9 protein-coding genes and 3 pseudogenes are annotated in these 17747 nt (G+C 68.6%); 6 read left to right on the forward strand and 6 right to left on the reverse strand.

The features are described 5' to 3' along the window. The first annotated feature begins 334 nt into the window (after nucleotides 1–334). The 6 genes from ACSQ9E_RS04585 (at nucleotide 335) to ACSQ9E_RS04610 (ending at nucleotide 9320) form a co-directional block, all read left to right on the forward strand. Complete coding sequence (locus ACSQ9E_RS04585) at nucleotides 335–1576, forward strand: efflux RND transporter periplasmic adaptor subunit (RefSeq protein ID WP_157422057.1); 1242 nt, start codon at nucleotides 335–337, stop codon at nucleotides 1574–1576. A 52-nt stretch (nucleotides 1577–1628) separates the two neighbouring features. Further along, nucleotides 1629–4862, forward strand: coding sequence for an efflux RND transporter permease subunit (locus tag ACSQ9E_RS04590; RefSeq protein ID WP_436217013.1), 3234 nt, complete (start codon nucleotides 1629–1631; stop codon nucleotides 4860–4862). 19 nt (nucleotides 4863–4881) lie between these two features. Continuing rightward, a complete protein-coding gene (locus ACSQ9E_RS04595; RefSeq protein WP_436217014.1) occupies nucleotides 4882–6366 on the forward strand; it encodes an efflux transporter outer membrane subunit in 1485 nt (494 codons plus the stop codon). Between the two features lie 153 nt (nucleotides 6367–6519). Continuing rightward, nucleotides 6520–7956 carry an NAD-dependent succinate-semialdehyde dehydrogenase gene (locus ACSQ9E_RS04600; protein WP_057202313.1) on the forward strand — a complete coding sequence of 479 codons (1437 nt, stop codon included), beginning with the start codon at nucleotides 6520–6522 and terminating at the stop codon, nucleotides 7954–7956. 171 nt (nucleotides 7957–8127) lie between these two features. Further along, nucleotides 8128–8649 (forward strand): MarR family winged helix-turn-helix transcriptional regulator, encoded by a 522-nt coding sequence (locus tag ACSQ9E_RS04605; RefSeq protein ID WP_436217015.1) that lies wholly within the window; start codon nucleotides 8128–8130, stop codon nucleotides 8647–8649. Beyond that, the gene (locus ACSQ9E_RS04610; RefSeq protein WP_436217016.1) at nucleotides 8646–9320 is read left to right on the forward strand and encodes a GNAT family N-acetyltransferase; all 675 of its coding nucleotides are present in this window, start codon (nucleotides 8646–8648) and stop codon (nucleotides 9318–9320) included. Before ACSQ9E_RS04605 ends, ACSQ9E_RS04610 begins: the two co-directional genes overlap by 4 nt. A 46-nt stretch (nucleotides 9321–9366) precedes the next feature. On the opposite strand, the gene ACSQ9E_RS04615 is transcribed toward ACSQ9E_RS04610, so the two are convergent. From ACSQ9E_RS04615 to ACSQ9E_RS04640, 6 genes and pseudogenes are all read right to left on the reverse strand, one after another. Continuing rightward, nucleotides 9367–11562 carry a diguanylate cyclase domain-containing protein gene (locus tag ACSQ9E_RS04615; RefSeq protein ID WP_436220184.1) on the reverse strand — a complete coding sequence of 732 codons (2196 nt, stop codon included), beginning with the start codon at nucleotides 11560–11562 and terminating at the stop codon, nucleotides 9367–9369. After that, a pseudogene (locus tag ACSQ9E_RS04620) lies at nucleotides 11554–11643 on the reverse strand (MHYT domain-containing protein); the annotation flags it as partial. The gene ACSQ9E_RS04615 and the pseudogene ACSQ9E_RS04620, both read right to left, overlap by 9 nt. Before the next feature lie 334 nt (nucleotides 11644–11977). Then, nucleotides 11978–13621 (reverse strand): annotated as a pseudogene (locus ACSQ9E_RS04625) (TonB-dependent siderophore receptor); the annotation flags it as partial. Between the two features lie 264 nt (nucleotides 13622–13885). Then, nucleotides 13886–14356 (reverse strand): annotated as a pseudogene (locus ACSQ9E_RS04630) (TonB-dependent receptor plug domain-containing protein); the annotation flags it as partial. A 282-nt stretch (nucleotides 14357–14638) separates the two neighbouring features. After that, a complete protein-coding gene (locus ACSQ9E_RS04635) occupies nucleotides 14639–15355 on the reverse strand; it encodes a TonB-dependent receptor (RefSeq protein WP_057202324.1) in 717 nt (238 codons plus the stop codon). A 154-nt stretch (nucleotides 15356–15509) separates the two neighbouring features. Further along, complete coding sequence (locus ACSQ9E_RS04640) at nucleotides 15510–17735, reverse strand: TonB-dependent receptor (protein WP_436217017.1); 2226 nt, start codon at nucleotides 17733–17735, stop codon at nucleotides 15510–15512. Nucleotides 17736–17747: the final 12 nt, after the last annotated feature.

A 17747-nucleotide genomic window follows, 5' to 3' on the forward strand; every position in this document is an offset into this window, starting at 1 on the left:
TGGTGCCGGCGGGGAGAGGCTTTGCCTGTGACTGGCCAAGAGCTGGTGCAAGTGCCGTCTGCGAGCGGTACGGGCCGGCTGTTGCCCGCGCTTTTTGACGATCTGTTTTGCCCATATCAACGACACGGAGGAATCACCCATGAACGTTATCCACCTGCAGGCGGCTGCACCCGGGAGCACTGCCACTGCCGATACGCCAGTTGCCGTCTTGTGTAGCCGGTGTTGACCTTGCCACGGTGTCAGTGCCCAGACTTCCTCCGCATCCATTCCACCCGATCTTGAAAACCGCAACGGGGCGTGTTCCACGAGAACTGCCCCGCCACTGAAAGTCACCATGAACTTCCATCTTCCCTTCCCCAAGCGCCCCCTGGGCCTGGCCACGCTGGCCACCGCTGTCACCGCCGTGGTGGCTTCGTCCGTGCTGGTGTTCCAGTCTCCTTCCGCCCAGGCGACTGACGGCGCAGCGCAGCCCCAGGCCGTGCCCGTCTCGGTGGCCGCCGTGCTGCAGCAGGACATCGCCCTGTGGGACGAGTTCTCGGGCCGGCTCGAAGCCGTGCAGCGCGTGGACATCCGCCCGCGCGTCTCGGGCGCCGTGCAGGCCGTGCACTTCCGTGAAGGCTCGCTGGTCAAGCAGGGCGACCTGCTGATCACCGTCGACCCGGCCCCCTACGCCGCCGAGGTGGACCGTGCCGACGCCCAGGTCGCCGCAGCGCAGGCCCGCGTCTCCTACACCCGCAGCGAAATGGAGCGCGCCACGCGCCTGCTGCAGGAAAGCGCCATCGCCCAGCGCGAGCACGACGAACGCCAGAACGCCCAGCGCGAGGCCGATGCCAACCTGCGTGCCGCCCAGGCGGCTCTGCAGGCCGCGCGCCTGAACCTCGGCTACACCCAGGTGCGGGCCCCCGTAGCGGGCCGGGTGGGCCGCATCGAAGTCACCGTGGGCAACCTGGTGGCCTCGGGCGCTGGCGCGCCGGTGCTGACCACGCTGGTCTCGGTGAGCCCGATCTACGCGAGCTTCGACTCCGACGAGCAGATCGTGGTGAAGGCGCTGCAGGACCTCAAGTCCGGCAGCAGCGCGCGCACCCTGATCGAACGCATCCCCGTGCAGATGGGCACCGGCACCTCGGGCGGCACGCCGCACGTGGGCAAGCTGCAGCTCATCGACAACCAGGTCGATGCCAAGAGCGGCACGGTGCGCGTGCGCGCCGTGTTCGACAACGCCGACGGTGAACTCATCCCCGGCCAGTTCGCGCGCATCCGCATGGGCCAGTCGCGCAGCTCGCAGGCCATCCTGATCAACGAGCGCGCCGTGGGCACCGACCAGAGCAAGAAGTTCGTGCTGGTGGTGGGCGAGGGCAACAAGGCCGAGTACCGCGAAATCACGCTGGGCGCGCCCGTCGAAGGTCTGCGCGTGGTCACCTCGGGCCTGAAGGCCGGCGAGACCATCATCGTCAACGGCCTGCAGCGCGTGCGCCCCGGCGCTGTCGTCGCCCCGCAATCCGTCCCCATGACCGCCAAGGCCGAGATCCCTGCAGACCGCAAGGAAGCCCGTGCCGCCAAGTCGCCCGCCGCATGAAGAAGACACACCAGCGCACACGTGAACACCACGCCATGCTGAAAGACCTGCCATGAATCTGTCCCGCTTCTTCATCGACCGCCCCATCTTCGCCGGGGTGCTGTCGGTGCTCATCTTCCTCGGGGGGCTGATCGCGCTGCGCAGCCTGCCGATCTCTGAATACCCCGAAGTGGCCCCGCCCTCCGTGGTGGTGCGCGCCCAGTACCCGGGCGCCAACCCCAAGGTCATCGCCGAAACCGTGGCCACGCCGCTGGAGGAATCCATCAACGGCGTGGAAGGCATGCTCTACATGGGCAGCCAGGCCACGACCGACGGCGTGATGACGCTGACCGTGACCTTCGCCCTGGGCACCGACCCCGACAAGGCCCAGCAACTGGTGCAGAACCGCGTCTCGCAGGCCGAGCCGCGCCTGCCCGAGGAAGTGCGCCGCCTGGGCGTCACCACGGTCAAGAGCGCGCCCGACCTGACCATGGTCGTGCACATGGTCTCGCCCAACGGCCGCTATGACATCGACTACCTGCGCAACTATGCCGTGCTCAACGTCAAGGACCGCCTCGCGCGCATCCAGGGCGTGGGCCAGGTGCAGATCTTCGGCGGTGGCGACTACTCCATGCGCGTCTGGCTCGACCCGCAGAAGGTCGCGCAGCGCGGCCTCTCGGCCAGCGACGTGGTGGCTTCCATCCGTGGCCAGAACGTGCAGGCCGCTGCCGGCGTGGTCGGCGCATCGCCCGGTCTGCCCGGCGTGGACCTGCAACTGTCCATCAACGCCCAGGGCCGCCTGCAGACCGAAGACGACTTCGGCGACATCATCGTCAAGACCGGCGCCGACGGCGCGGTGACGCGCCTGCGTGACATCGCCCGCCTGGAGCTGGGCGCGGCCGACTATTCGCTGCGCTCGCTGCTCAACAACGACCCTGCCGTCGGCATGGGCGTGTTCCAGGCCCCGGGCTCCAATGCCCTGGACATCTCGGCCAACGTGCGCAAGACCATGGACGAGCTGCAGAAGAACATGCCTGAAGGCGTGGAGTTCCGCATCGCCTACGACCCGACGCAGTTCGTGCGCGCATCGATCAAGTCCGTGATCCAGACCCTGCTCGAGGCCATTGCGCTGGTGGTGGTGGTGGTGATTCTGTTCCTGCAGACCTGGCGCGCCTCCATCATCCCGCTGCTGGCCGTGCCGGTGTCGGTGGTGGGCACCTTTGCCGTGCTGCACCTGCTGGGCTTTTCGATCAATGCGCTGAGCCTGTTCGGCCTGGTGCTGGCCATCGGCATCGTGGTGGACGACGCCATCGTGGTGGTAGAGAACGTGGAGCGCAACATCGAGGCCGGCCTGACCCCGCGCGAGGCCACCTACCGCGCCATGCGCGAAGTCTCCGGCCCCATCATCGCCATTGCGCTGGTGCTGGTGGCGGTGTTCGTGCCGCTGGCCTTCATCAGCGGGCTCACGGGCCAGTTCTACCGCCAGTTTGCGGTCACCATCGCCATCTCGACGGTGATCTCGGCCATCAACTCGCTGACCCTGTCGCCTGCGCTCAGCGCGCTGCTGCTCAAGGGCCACAACGAGCCCAAGGACGCACTCACGCGCGGCATGGACAAGGTGCTGGGCGGCGTGTTCCGCGGGTTCAACCGCGTGTTCCACCGCGGCTCCGAAGCATACAGCGGCGGCGTCAAGCGCGTCATCGGCCGCAAGGCACTGATGCTGGTGATCTACCTGGTGCTGGTGGGTGCGACCTTCGGCCTGTTCAAGCTGGTCCCGAGTGGCTTCGTGCCCGGCCAGGACAAGCAGTACCTGATCGGCTTTGCCCAGTTGCCCGACGGTGCCACGCTGGACCGCACCGAGGACGTGATCCGCCGCATGGGCGACATCATGAAGAAGAACCCCAATGTGGAAGACGCCATCGCCTTCCCTGGTCTGTCGATCAACGGCTTCACCAACAGCTCCAACTCCGGCATCGTCTTCGCCACGCTCAAGCCCTTTGCCGAGCGCAAGCGCGCCGACCAGAGCGGCGGCGCCGTGGCCGGCCAGCTGAACCAGTCGTTCGGTGCCATCCAGGAGGCCTTCATCGCCATGTTTCCGCCGCCACCGGTGGCGGGCCTGGGTACCACGGGCGGCTTCAAGCTGCAGATCGAAGACCGCGCATCGCTGGGCTACGAAGCCATGGACGGCGCCGTGAAGGCCTTCATGGCCAAGGCCTACCAGACGCCCGAGCTGGCCGGCCTGTTCACGAGCTGGCAGGTCAACGTGCCGCAGCTGTACGCGAACATCGACCGCACCAAGGCGCGCCAGCTCGGCGTGCCGGTGACGGACATCTTCGAGACGCTGCAGATCTACCTGGGCAGCCTGTACGCCAACGACTTCAACCAGTTCGGCCGCACCTACAGCGTGCGCGTTCAGGCCGATGCGGCCTTCCGTGCCCGCAGCGACAACGTGGGCCTGCTCAAGGTGCGTTCCACCACCGGCGAGATGGTTCCGCTGTCGGCGCTGATGAAGCTTGAGCCGAGCTTCGGCCCCGAGCGTGCCATGCGCTACAACGGCTTTCTGGCCGCCGACGTGAACGGCCAGCCCGGTCCCGGCTTCTCGTCGGGCCAGGCCCAGGACGCCATTGAGCGCATTGCCGCCGAAACGCTGCCCAAGGGCATCGGCTTCGAGTGGACCGAGCTGACCTACCAGGAAATCCTGGCCGGCAATTCCGCCATGCTGGTGTTCCCCATCGCCATCCTGCTGGTGTTTCTGGTGCTGGCAGCGCAGTACGAAAGCCTGACCCTGCCGATCGCCATCATCCTGATCGTGCCCATGGGCCTGCTGGCCGCGATGACCGGCGTGTGGCTCAGCAAGGGGGACAACAACGTGTTCACCCAGATCGGGCTCATAGTGCTGGTGGGGCTATCGGCGAAGAACGCGATCCTGATCGTGGAGTTCGCCCGCGAGCTGGAGTTTGCCGGGCGCACACCCGTGCAGGCCGCCATCGAGGCCAGCCGCCTGCGGCTGCGCCCCATCCTGATGACCTCGCTGGCCTTCGTGATGGGCGTGCTGCCCCTGGTGCTCTCCACCGGTGCCGGCGCCGAGATGCGCAGCGCCATGGGCGTGGCGGTGTTCGCCGGGATGATCGGGGTGACGGCCTTCGGCCTGTTCCTCACGCCCGTGTTCTACGTGGTGCTGCGCCGCCTGGCGGGCAACCGCCCCCTGCAGCAGCACGGCAGCCATGTCGCGCCGCTGACGGATGCCTCCGGCCCTGGCGCCGTGGCCCACCCCATATTGGCTGCACCGCGCGGCCATGACGAATGAGCGCAAAGGAGCCTTTGCAATGAATGCCACTACGATTTTTTCCGACCCTTCCCTGACCGTGCGGCGCGCGGCGCGCCTGGCGCCGCTGGTCGCGGCCCTGGTGCTCGCCGGCTGCATGGGCACACCCATCGCACCGCAGCCCGAGCATGCCGGCGTGGCCGTGCCCGCCAGCTTCAGCGTGGCCGATGGCGCACCGGCCTGGACCACCGCCGCCCCTGCCGAGGCGCAGCCGCGCGGCGAATGGTGGCTGGGCTTCCAGGACCCGGTGCTCAGCAGCCTGGTCGAGCGCGCAGCCAGCGGCAACACCAGCGTGCAGGAGGCGGCGGCCCGCCTGGCCGAGGCGCGCTCGCTGCTGCGCTCGGCCGACGCCGCGCGTGCCCCGCAGGTGGGTGCCTCGGCCGGTGCTTCGCGCCAGGCCGGTGCCGGTACCACGGGCAGCACGCAGGCGTCCACGCTGACCACGGCCGGCCTCAACGTCTCGTACGAGCTCGACCTGTTCGGGCGCCTGTCCAAGGCCAGCGATGCCGCGCGCCTCGATGCCCAGGCCCGCGATGCGCTGCTGCAGAGCACGCGCCTCATGGTGCAGGCCGATGTGGCGCAGACCTACCTGCAACTGCGCTCGGTGCAGGCCGAGCAACTGCTGCTGCAGGGCAGCCTGTCGGCCTACCGCGACACGCTGCGCCTGACGCAGCGGCGCTTTCAGGCCGGCGACGTGGCCGAGCTCGACGTGGCGCGCGTGCAGACCGAAGTGGCGGCCACCGAGTCCGAGGCCCTGGCGCTGGAGCGCCAGCAGGCGCTGCTGTCCAACGCCCTGGCGGTGCTGGTGGGCGACGTGGCCACCGGCTTTGCCGTGGCACCGGCCACCAGCGATGCGGCCCTGCCCGTGATCCCGGCCGGCGTGCCCGGCACGGTGCTGGCGCGCCGGCCCGACGTGTCGGCCGCCCAGGCCTCGGTGCTGGCGGCGCAGGCGCGCGTGGGCGTGGCCGAGGCGGCCTGGTTCCCGGCCATCACGCTCACCGGCAATGCCGGCCAGGCCTCGCCCGAGCTCGGTGACCTGTTCAAGTGGTCGGCCCGCTCCTGGGGCATCGGTGCGCTGCTGTCGCTGCCGATCTTCGACGGTGGCCAGCGCAAGGCGCAGGAAGAGGGCGCCCGCGCCCGGCTGGAGGCGGCCATGGCCGCCCACCGTGGCCAGGTGCTGGTGGCCTTTCGCGAGGTGGAGGACCAACTGAGCGCACTGCGCCTGCTGGCCGGCCAGTCCGAGGCGCAAAGCCGTGCCGTGCAATCGGCCGTGCGCGCCACGCAGCTGTCGGACTCGCGCTACCGCAACGGCCTGGTGAGCCAGCTCGAACTGCTGGACGCGCGCCGCAGCGAGCTGCGCAACCGCCGCCAGGCCCTGCAGGTGCGCACCGCGCAGTACACGGCCACCGTGGGCCTGATCCGCGCGCTGGGCGGTGGCTGGGGCGATGGCAAGGGCGCAGCCCTGGCGCAGGCACCCGCCCGTTGAGCGGTCGTTGTCGCGGGCGGGCTTGACAGGGGCTTTCCGGGGTGCCCGCCCCGGCCTGCTGCAAGGGGCCTATAGTGCCGGGTGCCGCCGCTCGACCGATGGGTTGGTTTTGCGGCCATCCCCCTCACTTCCCTTGCACGCAGGAGCATCCGCATGAGTTATCCCGATACCCGCCTCTTCATCGCCGGCCAGTGGCAGGACGCCGCCGATGGCAAGACCATCGCCGTGCACAACCCCGCCACCGGCAAGGAAATCGGCCGTGTGGCCCATGCCGGCAAGGCCGACCTGGACCGTGCGCTCGAAGCCGCCCAGAAGGGCTTCGAGGCCTGGCGCGACATCCCCGCGGCAGACCGCGCCAAGACCATGCGCCGCGCTGCCGTGCTGATGCGCGAGCGTGTGGACGCGATCGCCGCCATCATGGTGCAGGAGCAGGGCAAGCCCCTGGCCGAAGCCAAGGTCGAGACCATGGCCTCGGCCGACATCATCGAATGGTTCGCCGACGAATCCATGCGCGTCTACGGCCGCATCGTGCCTTCGCGCAACCTCAAGGCCCAGCAACTGGTCATCAAGGACCCCGTGGGCCCCGTGGCGGCGTTCACGCCCTGGAACTTCCCGATCAACCAGGTGGTGCGCAAGCTCGCAGCCGCGCTGTCGGCCGGTTGCTCCATCCTCGTCAAGGCGCCTGAGGAAACCCCGGCCAGCCCGGCCGAGCTGATCCGTGCCTTCGCCGATGCCGGCGTGCCCGCCGGCACCGTGGGCCTGGTCTATGGCGACCCGGCCGAGATCTCCAACTACCTGATCCCGCACCCCATCATCCGCAAGGTCACGTTCACCGGCTCCACGCCGGTGGGCAAGCAGCTCGCGGCCCTGGCCGGCAAGCACATGAAGCGCGTGACCATGGAGCTCGGCGGCCACGCCCCCGTGATCGTGGCCGAGGACGCCGATGTCGCCCTGGCCATCAAGGCCGCCGGTGGCGCCAAGTTCCGCAATGCGGGCCAGGTCTGCATCTCGCCCACGCGCTTTCTGGTGCATGAAAGCATCCGCGCCGAGTTCGTGGCCGCGCTCACCAGCCACGCCCAGGGCCTGAAGGTCGGCGACGGCATGGTCCAGGGCACGCAGATGGGCCCGCTGGCCAACCCGCGCCGCATCACCGCCATGGCCGACCTGCTGGCCGACGCCGTGCAGCAGGGCGCCCAACTGTCCGCCGGCGGCGAGCGCATCGGCAGCGAAGGCAATTTCTTCCAGCCCACCGTGCTCGACAACGTGCCGCTGTCGGCCCGCATCTTCAACGAAGAGCCCTTCGGCCCCGTGGCTGCCGTGCGCGGTTTCGAGAAGATCGAGGACGCCATTGCCGAAGCCAACCGCCTGCCCTTCGGCCTGGCCGGCTATGCCTTCACGCGCTCGCTCAAGAACGCCCACCTGCTGTCCCAGCGCCTGGAAGTGGGCATGCTGTGGATCAACCAGGCCGCGGCGCCAGCGGCCGAGCTGCCCTTCGGCGGCTTGAAGGACTCGGGCTATGGCTCCGAAGGCGGCTCCGAAGCCGTCGAGGCGCACCTGAACACGCGCCTGGTCTCGATCATGAACGTTTGAGGCCTGCGCCTTGTCCCCCGGCTGGCACCGCAGTGCAGGCCGGGTGGATGGGCGGCCATTCAGTGGCAGATCGGACGGGTGTCTGGTCTGCCCATCTGACCTGCGTCCCACAAACCATTTGACCTTGGTCGGTCAAATATATATCATGATATATACCTAAGGATTAATATCATGGTCCACGACATCGTCAGAGAGTTGGGGTTCCTCACGCTCGGCACCCGCTTTCGCCGGATCGGCGAATCCCTGCAGGCGCAGACCCAGGCGCTCATGGCCCGGCATGGCATCGACATGCCTGCGGCCCATTTCCCGTTGCTTGCGGCGCTGGACCGGCATGGCCCGCTGGGCGTGGGGGAACTGAGCACAGCGGTCGGTGTCAGCCAGCCGGTGGTCACGCGCTCACTGCGGGGGCTCGAGGCCAGCGGGCTGGTGGAATCCCGCTCCCTGAAGGACGACCGGCGCATCCGCAAGGTGCAACTCAGCGAGGCCGGGCAGGTGTTGGTCGAGCGTGCCCGGCGCGAGGTCTGGCCGGTGATCGAGGCCTCTGTGGCCCAGATCTGCGCGCCGCTCGAAGGCCCGCTGCTGGAACAACTGGCCGCGCTGGAGGCGGGCCTGGAACACACCTCGCTGCTGCAGCGTGCCGCAGTGTCCATCGCGGCACAGCCCGAGCAATCCCAAGGAAAGACACCCCGATGAACAGCCACCTCGACCGCCCTGTGTGGGCCTCTCTGCTGCATGCGCCGCAGCTCGCCGAAGGCGGGGACCTCGCCAGACGCTACCGCCGCGATGTGCACCTGTTCGCGTCCGCGCGGGACGACGATGGCGCGAGCCTGGCAGCGCTGGCCGGCCTCGTGGAGGGCGGCGAGTCCATCTTCGTGCTGCAGGTCCCGCCCATCGAGGTGCCTGCGGGTCTGCAGGCCGTGCGCCGTGCCCAGGGCGTGCAGATGCTCGCCATGCGGCCCGTGGCTCCCCTGGATGGTGAAGAGAGCGTTCTGGCGCTTACCGATGAGGATGCGCCCGAGATGCTGGCTCTGGCGCAACTGACCGAGCCCGGCCCTTTCCTGGCGCGCACGCACACGATGGGCCGCTTCTTCGGTGTGCGTATACAGGGGCGCCTGGCCGCCATGGCTGGCGAGCGCATGCATTTCACGGGCGCCACGGAGGTCAGCGGGGTCTGCACGCATCCCGACTTCCGGGGGCGCGGCCTGGCGCGCCGGCTGTCGTCGGTGGTGGCGCATGCCATCCAGCAGCGTGGCGACCAGGCGTTCCTGCATGCCTGGACCACCAACCACGCGGCCATCGCGCTCTATGAAAGCCTGGGTTTCCAGACCCGCACGGAGGTGCAGGTGGCCGTGCTGGCGCGGTAGTCCCGGGCGAGGTTGCCTGCAAACGCTTGCCCGGGCCACGCCGGCCTCACCTGGAATGCAGGGGCTCGGCCATGACGAAGCGCCGTTTCCCAGCCTCCTTGGCCCGGTACATGGCGTTGTCGGCCTGCTGCAGCAGGGCCTCGCAACTGGCCAGGCCGGTGGTGGCATGCGGGCCGTAGCTGGCACCGCCGATGCTGGCGGAAATCTGCAGCACCAGGCCCTCGATCAGGAACGGGGATGCCAGGCTTTCCACCAGTTTGCCAGCCACCTTGGCCGTGCCCCGCAAGCCCGGCTGCACCAGTGCCACGGCGAATTCGTCGCCCCCCAGCCGTGCAACCAGGTCACCGCCCCGCACCTCCAGCAACAGGCATTGGGCGGCCTGCTGCAACAGGGCGTCGCCGACCGCGTGGCCGTGGGCGTCGTTGATGGCCTTGAAGCCATCGAGATCGACGAACAGGATGGAGACGTTGCCGCCGTTGCGGTGGGCCTGCGCCAGTTGCTGCTGCACGATCTGCCGGAACAGCGACCGGTTGGCCAGGCCGGTCAGCATGTCATGGTGGGCCTCGTGTTTCGCCGTGTCCAGCAGGTGAGCGGCTTGGCGCAGTGCGTGGCCAACCTTGTCGGCCTCCGTCAGGCCCAGGGGCGGCACCACGATGGGGGCGCCCGAACCCAGGGCCAACGCCGGCCCGGTCAAGGCCTGCACGGCGTTGGCGATGGAGCCGCCGATGCGCCAGGCCAGGAGCAGGCTGGCGGTCAGCATCAGCACCAGGCCTGCCATCAGCCACGCAACCGTGCTCAGCAGCGGGGTGCTGAGGCTGCTGCTTGGAATGCCGATGGAAACCGCCCAGCCCGTGGCGGGTGAGCGGCTGAAGGCCGAGAGCACGGGAATGCCTTCCAGGGTCACGGCATCCACCGAGTCTTCATCCACCTGGGTCAGCCGCTCCAGTATCAGAGGTGCTCCCTTGGCCCCGACAAACCGCCGCATCTCGTGGCTGCGCGCGACGATGCTCCCCTCGGCGTCGTAGATGGAGACGATCCAGTCCCTGGCCAGATGCTGGTTGTTCAGCAACTGGGTCAGCCGTTCGGGCCACAGGCTGGCCCTCAGCACCTGGTCTGCAGCAGGGACCTTGCCGGCGTTTCCTGGCGTTACGGGCACCGCGATGGTGACGGTGGTCTCATTCTCGAAGCGGGTCTGCAGAAAGGCCGCTTTCGAGAAGGAGGGGGTGGGGCGGGGGTTGGGGGAGGGGATGCCTAGCGGCAGACGGGTGTCCATCAGCACGCTGCCATGGCCGTCCTCCAGAACGAGGGCCGCCACATGCAGGTGGCCGAGCGCATCTTCGGCCTGCAACTGGAAGGCGGGCAGGTTGCCGTCCAGCAGCGACCGGGACGTGGACAGCACCCTGAGCCCCGACTCGACACCGGCGAGGTCCTTGTCCACGGTGGCAATGATGGCGCGGGCCGTGACCACCAGCGCCCTGGCTTGTTGCTCGCGCAGGCGCTGGTAGTCGTAGACCATGACCACCACGGCCATCAGGGACACGGGCAGGCTGGCCGCCACCACCAGGAACACCAGGCGCGAGCGGATGGTCGGTGGCATGGCGCCATAGACAGAAATCAGCAGCGTGGTGACCAGGAACAGCGCCACCAGCCCGCTGATGATGAAGCCCAGCCAGCTGCCACCGATGCCGGCCGGCCCTGCGCCGCAGACGCTGCCGGGGGCGAAGTTGGCGGCCGCCATGCCCGTGTAGTGCATGCCGGCGATGGCCGCCCCCATGACCAGTGCGCTGGCAGTTTTCTTGCGAAAGCCCGTCAGCACGGTTTCGTGGCGCAGGCGAAAGCAGATCAGCAGCGCAGCGCTCGAGGCAGCGATGGCGACGAGCACCGAGAGGCCAAACAGCCAGGGATCGTAGGCGATGCGCGGGCGCATCTGCATCGCTTCCATGCCCAGGTAGTGCATGGCGGCGATACCCAGGCCCATGAGCGTGCCCGCAACCAGCAAGCGTTGCCAGCCCAGGTGCCGCCGACTGACCGTGTGCAGGGCCAATGCCGAGGACAGCACGGCGACCAGCCAGGATGCCAGCGTGGTGCCGGCGTCGTAGGCCAGTGGCACCGGCAGCGAAAAGGCCAGCATGCCCACGAAATGCATGGACCAGATGCCGGTCCCCATGGCCAGGGCGCCGCACCCGAGCCACAGCAGTGCGCGGCGCGCATTGCCGATGGCTGCTGCCACCCGCGAGGCCATGTCCAGCGCCACGAACGATGCCACCACCGCCGTCGCGACCGACAGCAGCACCAGCACCAGGTCGTAGCTACCCTGCATGGGCGCCCGGGATCCGGCCCCTGTGCGGGGCGGCTGGCATGCGCAGACTCATCGACACCTCCCCTGGGAAACGCGTGGACATCCTCCTCGGACAACCATGCTAGCGGTTCCCTGCGGCGGCTGAAAGCTTTGCTTTGCACGCCGCCGCCGCAGCAGCAGCGGCTGGACCGGTGCCTCAGAGGCTGGGAATTTTTTGGCCGTGTCCGAAGTGCGCGCCACAACGCCTCGGATCTAGGCGTAAAGCACAGCCATAGCTCGGGCTATGGCGAGCATTTGCAACGACGATCCGGGGTGTTTTGGCGTGCAAGGCGGGCGTGGACGAAAGATTCTCAGTCTCTCAGAACCGGTAGGTCGAGGTCAGTGCGTAGGTGCGCCCCTGCCCATAGAAGCAGTCGCCCCGCGCCAGGCACTGAGTGATGTGCACCTTGTCGGCCAGGTTGGTCACGTTGAAGGCCAGGCGCCAGTCGCCCGCGTCGTAGGCCAGCAGGGCATCTGCCAGCGTGGCCGAAGGGGTGGTGATGGCAGACGTGCCGCTCCACTGCGAGCCGGTGTAGCGCACGCCGGCGCCGACGGTCCAGCCGCCGCGCCCTTCGGAGGCAAAGCGGTGCGACAGCCAGGCCGATGCCGTGTGCTTGGGCACGCTGGCCACGGGCAGGCCCTGGTCGCCAGCGTTGCTGCGAGAAATCTTGGCATCGGTGTAGCCGTAGGCCAGGGTGGCGTCCCAGTGGCTGGCCAGGCTGGCGGTGATCTCGGCCTCCAGCCCGGTGACCTTGACCTCGCCGATCTGCAGGCTGTTGAGCGGGTCTGCCGGGTCATTGGTCTTGCGGTTGGTCTCGCGCAGCTGGTAGGCAGCGACAAAGGCCGAGATGCCCTGGCCTGGTGGCTGCCACTTCACGCCGGCCTCCCACTGCTTGCCGCGCGTGGGCTTGTAGGGTGTGCCGTACACGTCCACGCCGCCCAGCGGCTGGAAGGACTCGGAGTAACCCACGTACGGGGCCCAGCCACCATCCATCTGGTAGGTGGCGCCGGCGCGCTTGGTCCAGGCCTTGTCGTCCACGGCGGCCACGGGGCGGCCTTCGGTGTCGGTCTTGGCGCTGTCGTGGCGCAGGCCCAGCGTGGCCGTCCATCGACCCCAGGTGATCTGGTCCTGGGCATAGAAGCCGAGCTGGCGCTGCGCCACGCCGGGCTGGCGCACCAGGGCCGATGCATTGGGGGCTGTGAAATTGCCGTAGACGGGGTTGTACACGTCGATGGACGGGGCCAGCGCACGCCAGGCCGACTGGCCCGAGTGGTTGCGCTGCATGTCCAGGCCTGCCAGCAGCGTGTGTTGCGTGGCGCCCGCATTGAGCTTGCCCTCGAGCTGGGTGTCGATGAGCAGCATGCGGCCGGTGTTGAGGTTCCAGGAGGCATCGCGCACCACGCTGCGGTTGTCGCTGTTGAACACCGGGCGCGCTGGGCGGCCCGTGGCGGCATTGGCGGCGAAGCTGGTGTAGATGGTGCGGTAGTCCACCTCGGTCACGGTGCGGCGCAGGTTCTGGCGCACGGTCCAGGCATCGTTCAGGCGGTGGCTGAACAGGTAGCCCCAGGAGCTGTTCTCGGTGTTGAAGGCATCCCAGCCCGGCTCGCTGATGAAGGCCGAGCGCGGGATCTGGCCGTAGGGGCTCGGTAGTTGCGTGCCCTGCCAGGGGAAGAAGCCGATCAGCGATCCGCTCTTGTCCTTCTGGTACAGGCCCTGCAGCGTGAGCGAGGTGTCCGCACTGGGGCGCCAGGTCAGCGAGGGCGCCAGCACAGTGCGGTCATCGGCCACGTGGTTGACCTGGGTATCGCTGTCGCGGCCCACGGCCACCAAGCGGTACAGCCACTGGCCATTGGCATCGAGCGCGCCGGTCAGGTCGGCGGCGATCTGCTTGCGTGCATGGCTGCCCACCTGCACCTGCACTTCGCGCGCAGTTTCGGCCTGGGGGCGCTTGCTAAGAACGTGGCTACGATCTATCCGGGGTCGCGCAAGTCCCTTGTCGGGATGGGATGCAAGGCGCGGTGCGCAGTTGATAGCCCAGCTATCAACAAGCGCCGCAACGCCGCAGACCGCCCGGCAAGGCACTTGCCCGAAGGGTTGGGGCGAAATCGGGCGATTGGACGCCCCGGCTGCTTGCATGGGCACGAGCCCATGCGGCGCATCCGAAGCATCCACTCATCCCGATTGCGCCCCAACGCGACCCCGGATAGATCGTAGTCACGTTCTAGGATTCAGCACGCCGCCCACGCTGCCCTGGCCATAGAGCACCGAGGTCGGGCCGCGCAAAAATTCCACGCGCTCCAGCGTGTACGGGTCGGGCCGGCTGCTGTTGTAGGTGCCGTAGGTGCGCAGCAGGCCGTCCTGGTACTGGGACACATTGGCGCCGCGCGCGCTGAAGCTGTCCACGCGGCTGTCGAAGTAGTTGGAGACCGCGCCTGCGGTGTAGGCCGTGACCTGGCGCAGCGTCTGCACGCCCTGGGCCTCCATCTGGTCGCGCGTCACCACGCTGATGGCCTGCGGTGTTTCGAGCAGCGGCGTGTCGGTCTTGGTGGCGCTCAGGGCGCGTTTGGCCACGAAGCCGGAGACCGGCGCCGTGGGGTTCTCCCGCTCTGCGCCGGATTGCACGGTCACGGGGGCGAGGGTGGCTTCAGCGGCGGGGGGCGTGGCGGTCTGGGCCTGTGCACAGGTGCTGCAGACCATCAGGAACGCGGCGTGTGCAATGGCAGTGCGCGGAAGCCGCGCGAGGCAATGGGATGGCATGGTCGTCGATGCAGTGGTAAAGCCTGCGGCCATGCGGCAGCGAAGGCGGGTTGGCTGGGGGATGGCGGTGCACGACCGGCGCCGTGAAGGCTGCCGGTGGCAGTGGCTGGCGAAAGGAAAAGGGCCGGGTGCAGGTCCGGATGCCCTGGAAATCCCCCTACCAGGCTCGATGGCCCTGCAGCCACCTGTGTCGGGGGTTGGCGCCCTTGCGGGCGCGGGTTGTCAGTGCTTCTCGGGTGCGGGTGGCAGCGGTGGCGATACGGCGCCCTCGGCCTGCACGAAGCTCAGCGTGGTGACGTAGCTGGCTTCACCGTACTTTTCGCCCTGCGCTTCGCCCGGGGTCTTGTCGGTGTGATGCACTTCGGCCACGTACTGGCCCTTCCAGGGGGTCAGGAACTCCACGGTGCCGTCGGCGGCGGACTCGGCTTCGCGGCTCCAGCCGGCGGGCGAGACCAGCTGTACCTTGGCCTTGGGCAGGGGGTTGCCGTTGAACACGACCTTGAGCTGACCGGGCTTGCCGGTGGGCACCAGGTCCAGCGTCTGGCCGGGGGTTACCGGTTGTGCCAGGCTGGCGACCCAGCGGGCCGAGGGCTGCCAGTACATGGCGGGCAGGTTGCGCTTGCTGCGGTCGATCAGCGGGTACGTGGCGGCGGCGAACAGCGTGTCGGCATTGCCGGTCACGGTGTAGGCGAAGGCGTCCTTGGTGAGCTTGCCCTCGACCTTCTGGCTGGCGGTGCCGGCGCGCTGCTCTAGCACGGGCACACCCTTGAACTTGTCCAGCGAGCCGGGGGATGTTTCGCGCAGGTTGTCATTGAACTCGCCGAAGTGCAGGCGGGCTTGGCCGCCGGCGTTTTCGAGCCACACTTGGTGGGCCTGGGCCGTGGTGGCGCCGGCGATCAGCAGGGCGGCGGCCAGCAGGGGTTTCAGGGAGGATGTCATGGAAGTCTTCCTTTCAAGAGTTGGATGCAGAAAAAAACGGACTCGAACAATCGCTCCACCCCTGCCGAAGCGGGGACGGGGTATGTGGCTCGCTGCGCCGGGCGCAGCCGGTGGCAGTGGCTGACCGACCCCCTGCAGGCGGGGAACCGGAAAATCAGAAATCGACGCTGGCGCTCAGGCTGAAGGCGCGGGGAGCACCCACCACCAGGTAGCCCGAGCCTGGGTAGCCGCCCACCGAGGCCCAGTAGTTCTTGTTGGTCGCGTTGTCGATGCGTGCGCGCAGAGTGACCAGCTTGCCGCCCATCTCGGTCAGGTAGCGGGCACCCAGGTCCAGGCGGTTCCAGCCGGCCACGCGCAAGGTGTTGGTGCCGTTGGCATAGCTCGATCCGGTATGCACCAGGCGGCCATCCAGGGCCAGCCCGCGCACGCCGGGCACGTCCCACTCCAGCCCCAGGTTGGCCTGCAGCTTGGGCACGCCGATCACGCGCTGGCCTTCGGTGAGGGCCGAGCCGGTGCGCTGTTGCTTGGCATCGAGCCAGGTGGCACCGCCGAGCACGCGCAGGCCGCTCACGGCCTCGCCCTGCATGGCCAGTTCCACACCTTGGTGGCGGTCCTTGCCGCTCGCGCTGAAGATGCCCGCTGCATCAACCACGGAGCGTGGCTTGTCGGTGGAGAACAGCGCCAGGCTGCCGCCCACGCGGCCGGCGTCGTACTTCACGCCGATTTCCTTTTGCTTGGACACGTAGGGTGCCAGCATCACACCCCGGTTGGATGCGGTCGACGGGGCGGTATCGCCCTGGCTCAGACCCTCGGCGTAGTTGGCGTACACCGACAGGCTCTTGTCCAGCTTGTACAACGCAGCCAGCAGGGGGCTGGTGCGGCTTTGGTCATAGCGGTCGCTCTGGGCGCCGGTGGCGTAGGCGAAATTGGCGATGTCGAACTTCTGGTGGCGCAGGCCCAGCGTCACGAGCAGGCGCTTGTCCAGCATCGACAGCGTGTCACCCAGCGCCACGCTGCTCAGTTTGATGCGGCCTGTGGTCAGCGGGTTGTTCATCACCCCGCCGCGCAGCGCGCTGCCGCTGTAGGCCGGCGTGGCGGTGTACAACGGGTTGTAGAGGTTGGTGGCCTGGGTATTGCCGAAGTCCATGACATAGGCGTTCTTCTTGTCCAGGCTGAACGAGGAGGCTGCCAGCACCCACTCGTGTCCGATGCTGCCGGTCTGCAGCTTGCCGCGCAGGCCCAGCTCGCCGGTGTTCACGTTGTCCTTGCGGTTGTTGTCGAAGCGGTAGGTGGTGCCGGCGCCGGTGGCCGCATTGGCCACCGAGAGGTTGGCCAGCGAGTTCGATTCGGTGCCGCTGCGCGCGCCGGCAGCGGCCCAGGCCGTGACGTTCGGGTTGATGTCCCATTCGCCGCGCAGCGTGCCGAAGGTGTCGCGCTCGTTGGAGAAGGCCCAGGGCTGGGCGAAGTTGGTGTTGCCGTCGGGTGCGGTCGGCACAGCGGTCACTGCGCCCAGCGTGACGTTGGTGCGGGTGCGGTTGAGCTTGTGGTCCTGCCAGCCGATGTCGCCCGACAGGCGCACGTCGCGGCTGCGCCAGTCCAGGCCCACGGCGGCCAAGCCGAGCTTGGCCTTCTCGTCGTCGACGGCGGTGCCGCCATTGTGCGAGGCCACGTTGACGCGGATGCCGGCACTGCCATCGGGGCCGAAGCGGCGGGCGATGTCGGCTGCCACGTCACTGTGGCCGCCGCTGCCGACGCCCACGCTCACCCGGCTCAGGGGCTCGTTGGGCGCGCGCTTGGGCAGCAGGTTGATGGCGCCGCCCAGGCCGCCACCGCCGGGGTTGGCGCCGTTGAGGAAGGACGATGCGCCGCGCAGCACTTCCACGCGCTCGAACAGCTCGGTGGCAATGTACTGGCGCGGCAGCAGGCCGTAGAGGCCGTTGTAGGCCGTGTCGTCCGAGCCCAGGATGAAGCCGCGGATGAAGTACGACTCCTGGAAGTTGCCGAAGCCCCGGGCCACGCGCACCGTGGGGTCGTTCTGCAGCACGTCGCCCACGCTGCGGGCGTGGCGATCCTGAATCAGTTCATTGGTATAGCTGATGGCGGAGAACGGCGTCTCCATGGCATCGCGCGTGCCCAGGATGCCGACGCGGCCGCCGCGTGCCACCTGGCCGCCGGCATAGGCGGGCGACAGGCCTTGCGCCGATGCGTCGGCACTGGCGTTCACGGTGACGGTGGAGAGCGCCTTGTCGCTGCCGGCGCTGGTCTGGGCGTGCACGGCGGGCAGGGTCAGCATGCACAGCAGAGCGGCAGCAAGGGCCGCCGGTGTGTGCGGGAACTGGGTACGGGACGGGCCCCGGGGCGTGATGGCGTTGTGGTGCATGGTGGTCGGCGG

Source organism: Acidovorax sp. LjRoot118 (assembly GCF_964253575.1).
GTDB lineage: Bacteria > Pseudomonadota > Gammaproteobacteria > Burkholderiales > Burkholderiaceae_C > Acidovorax.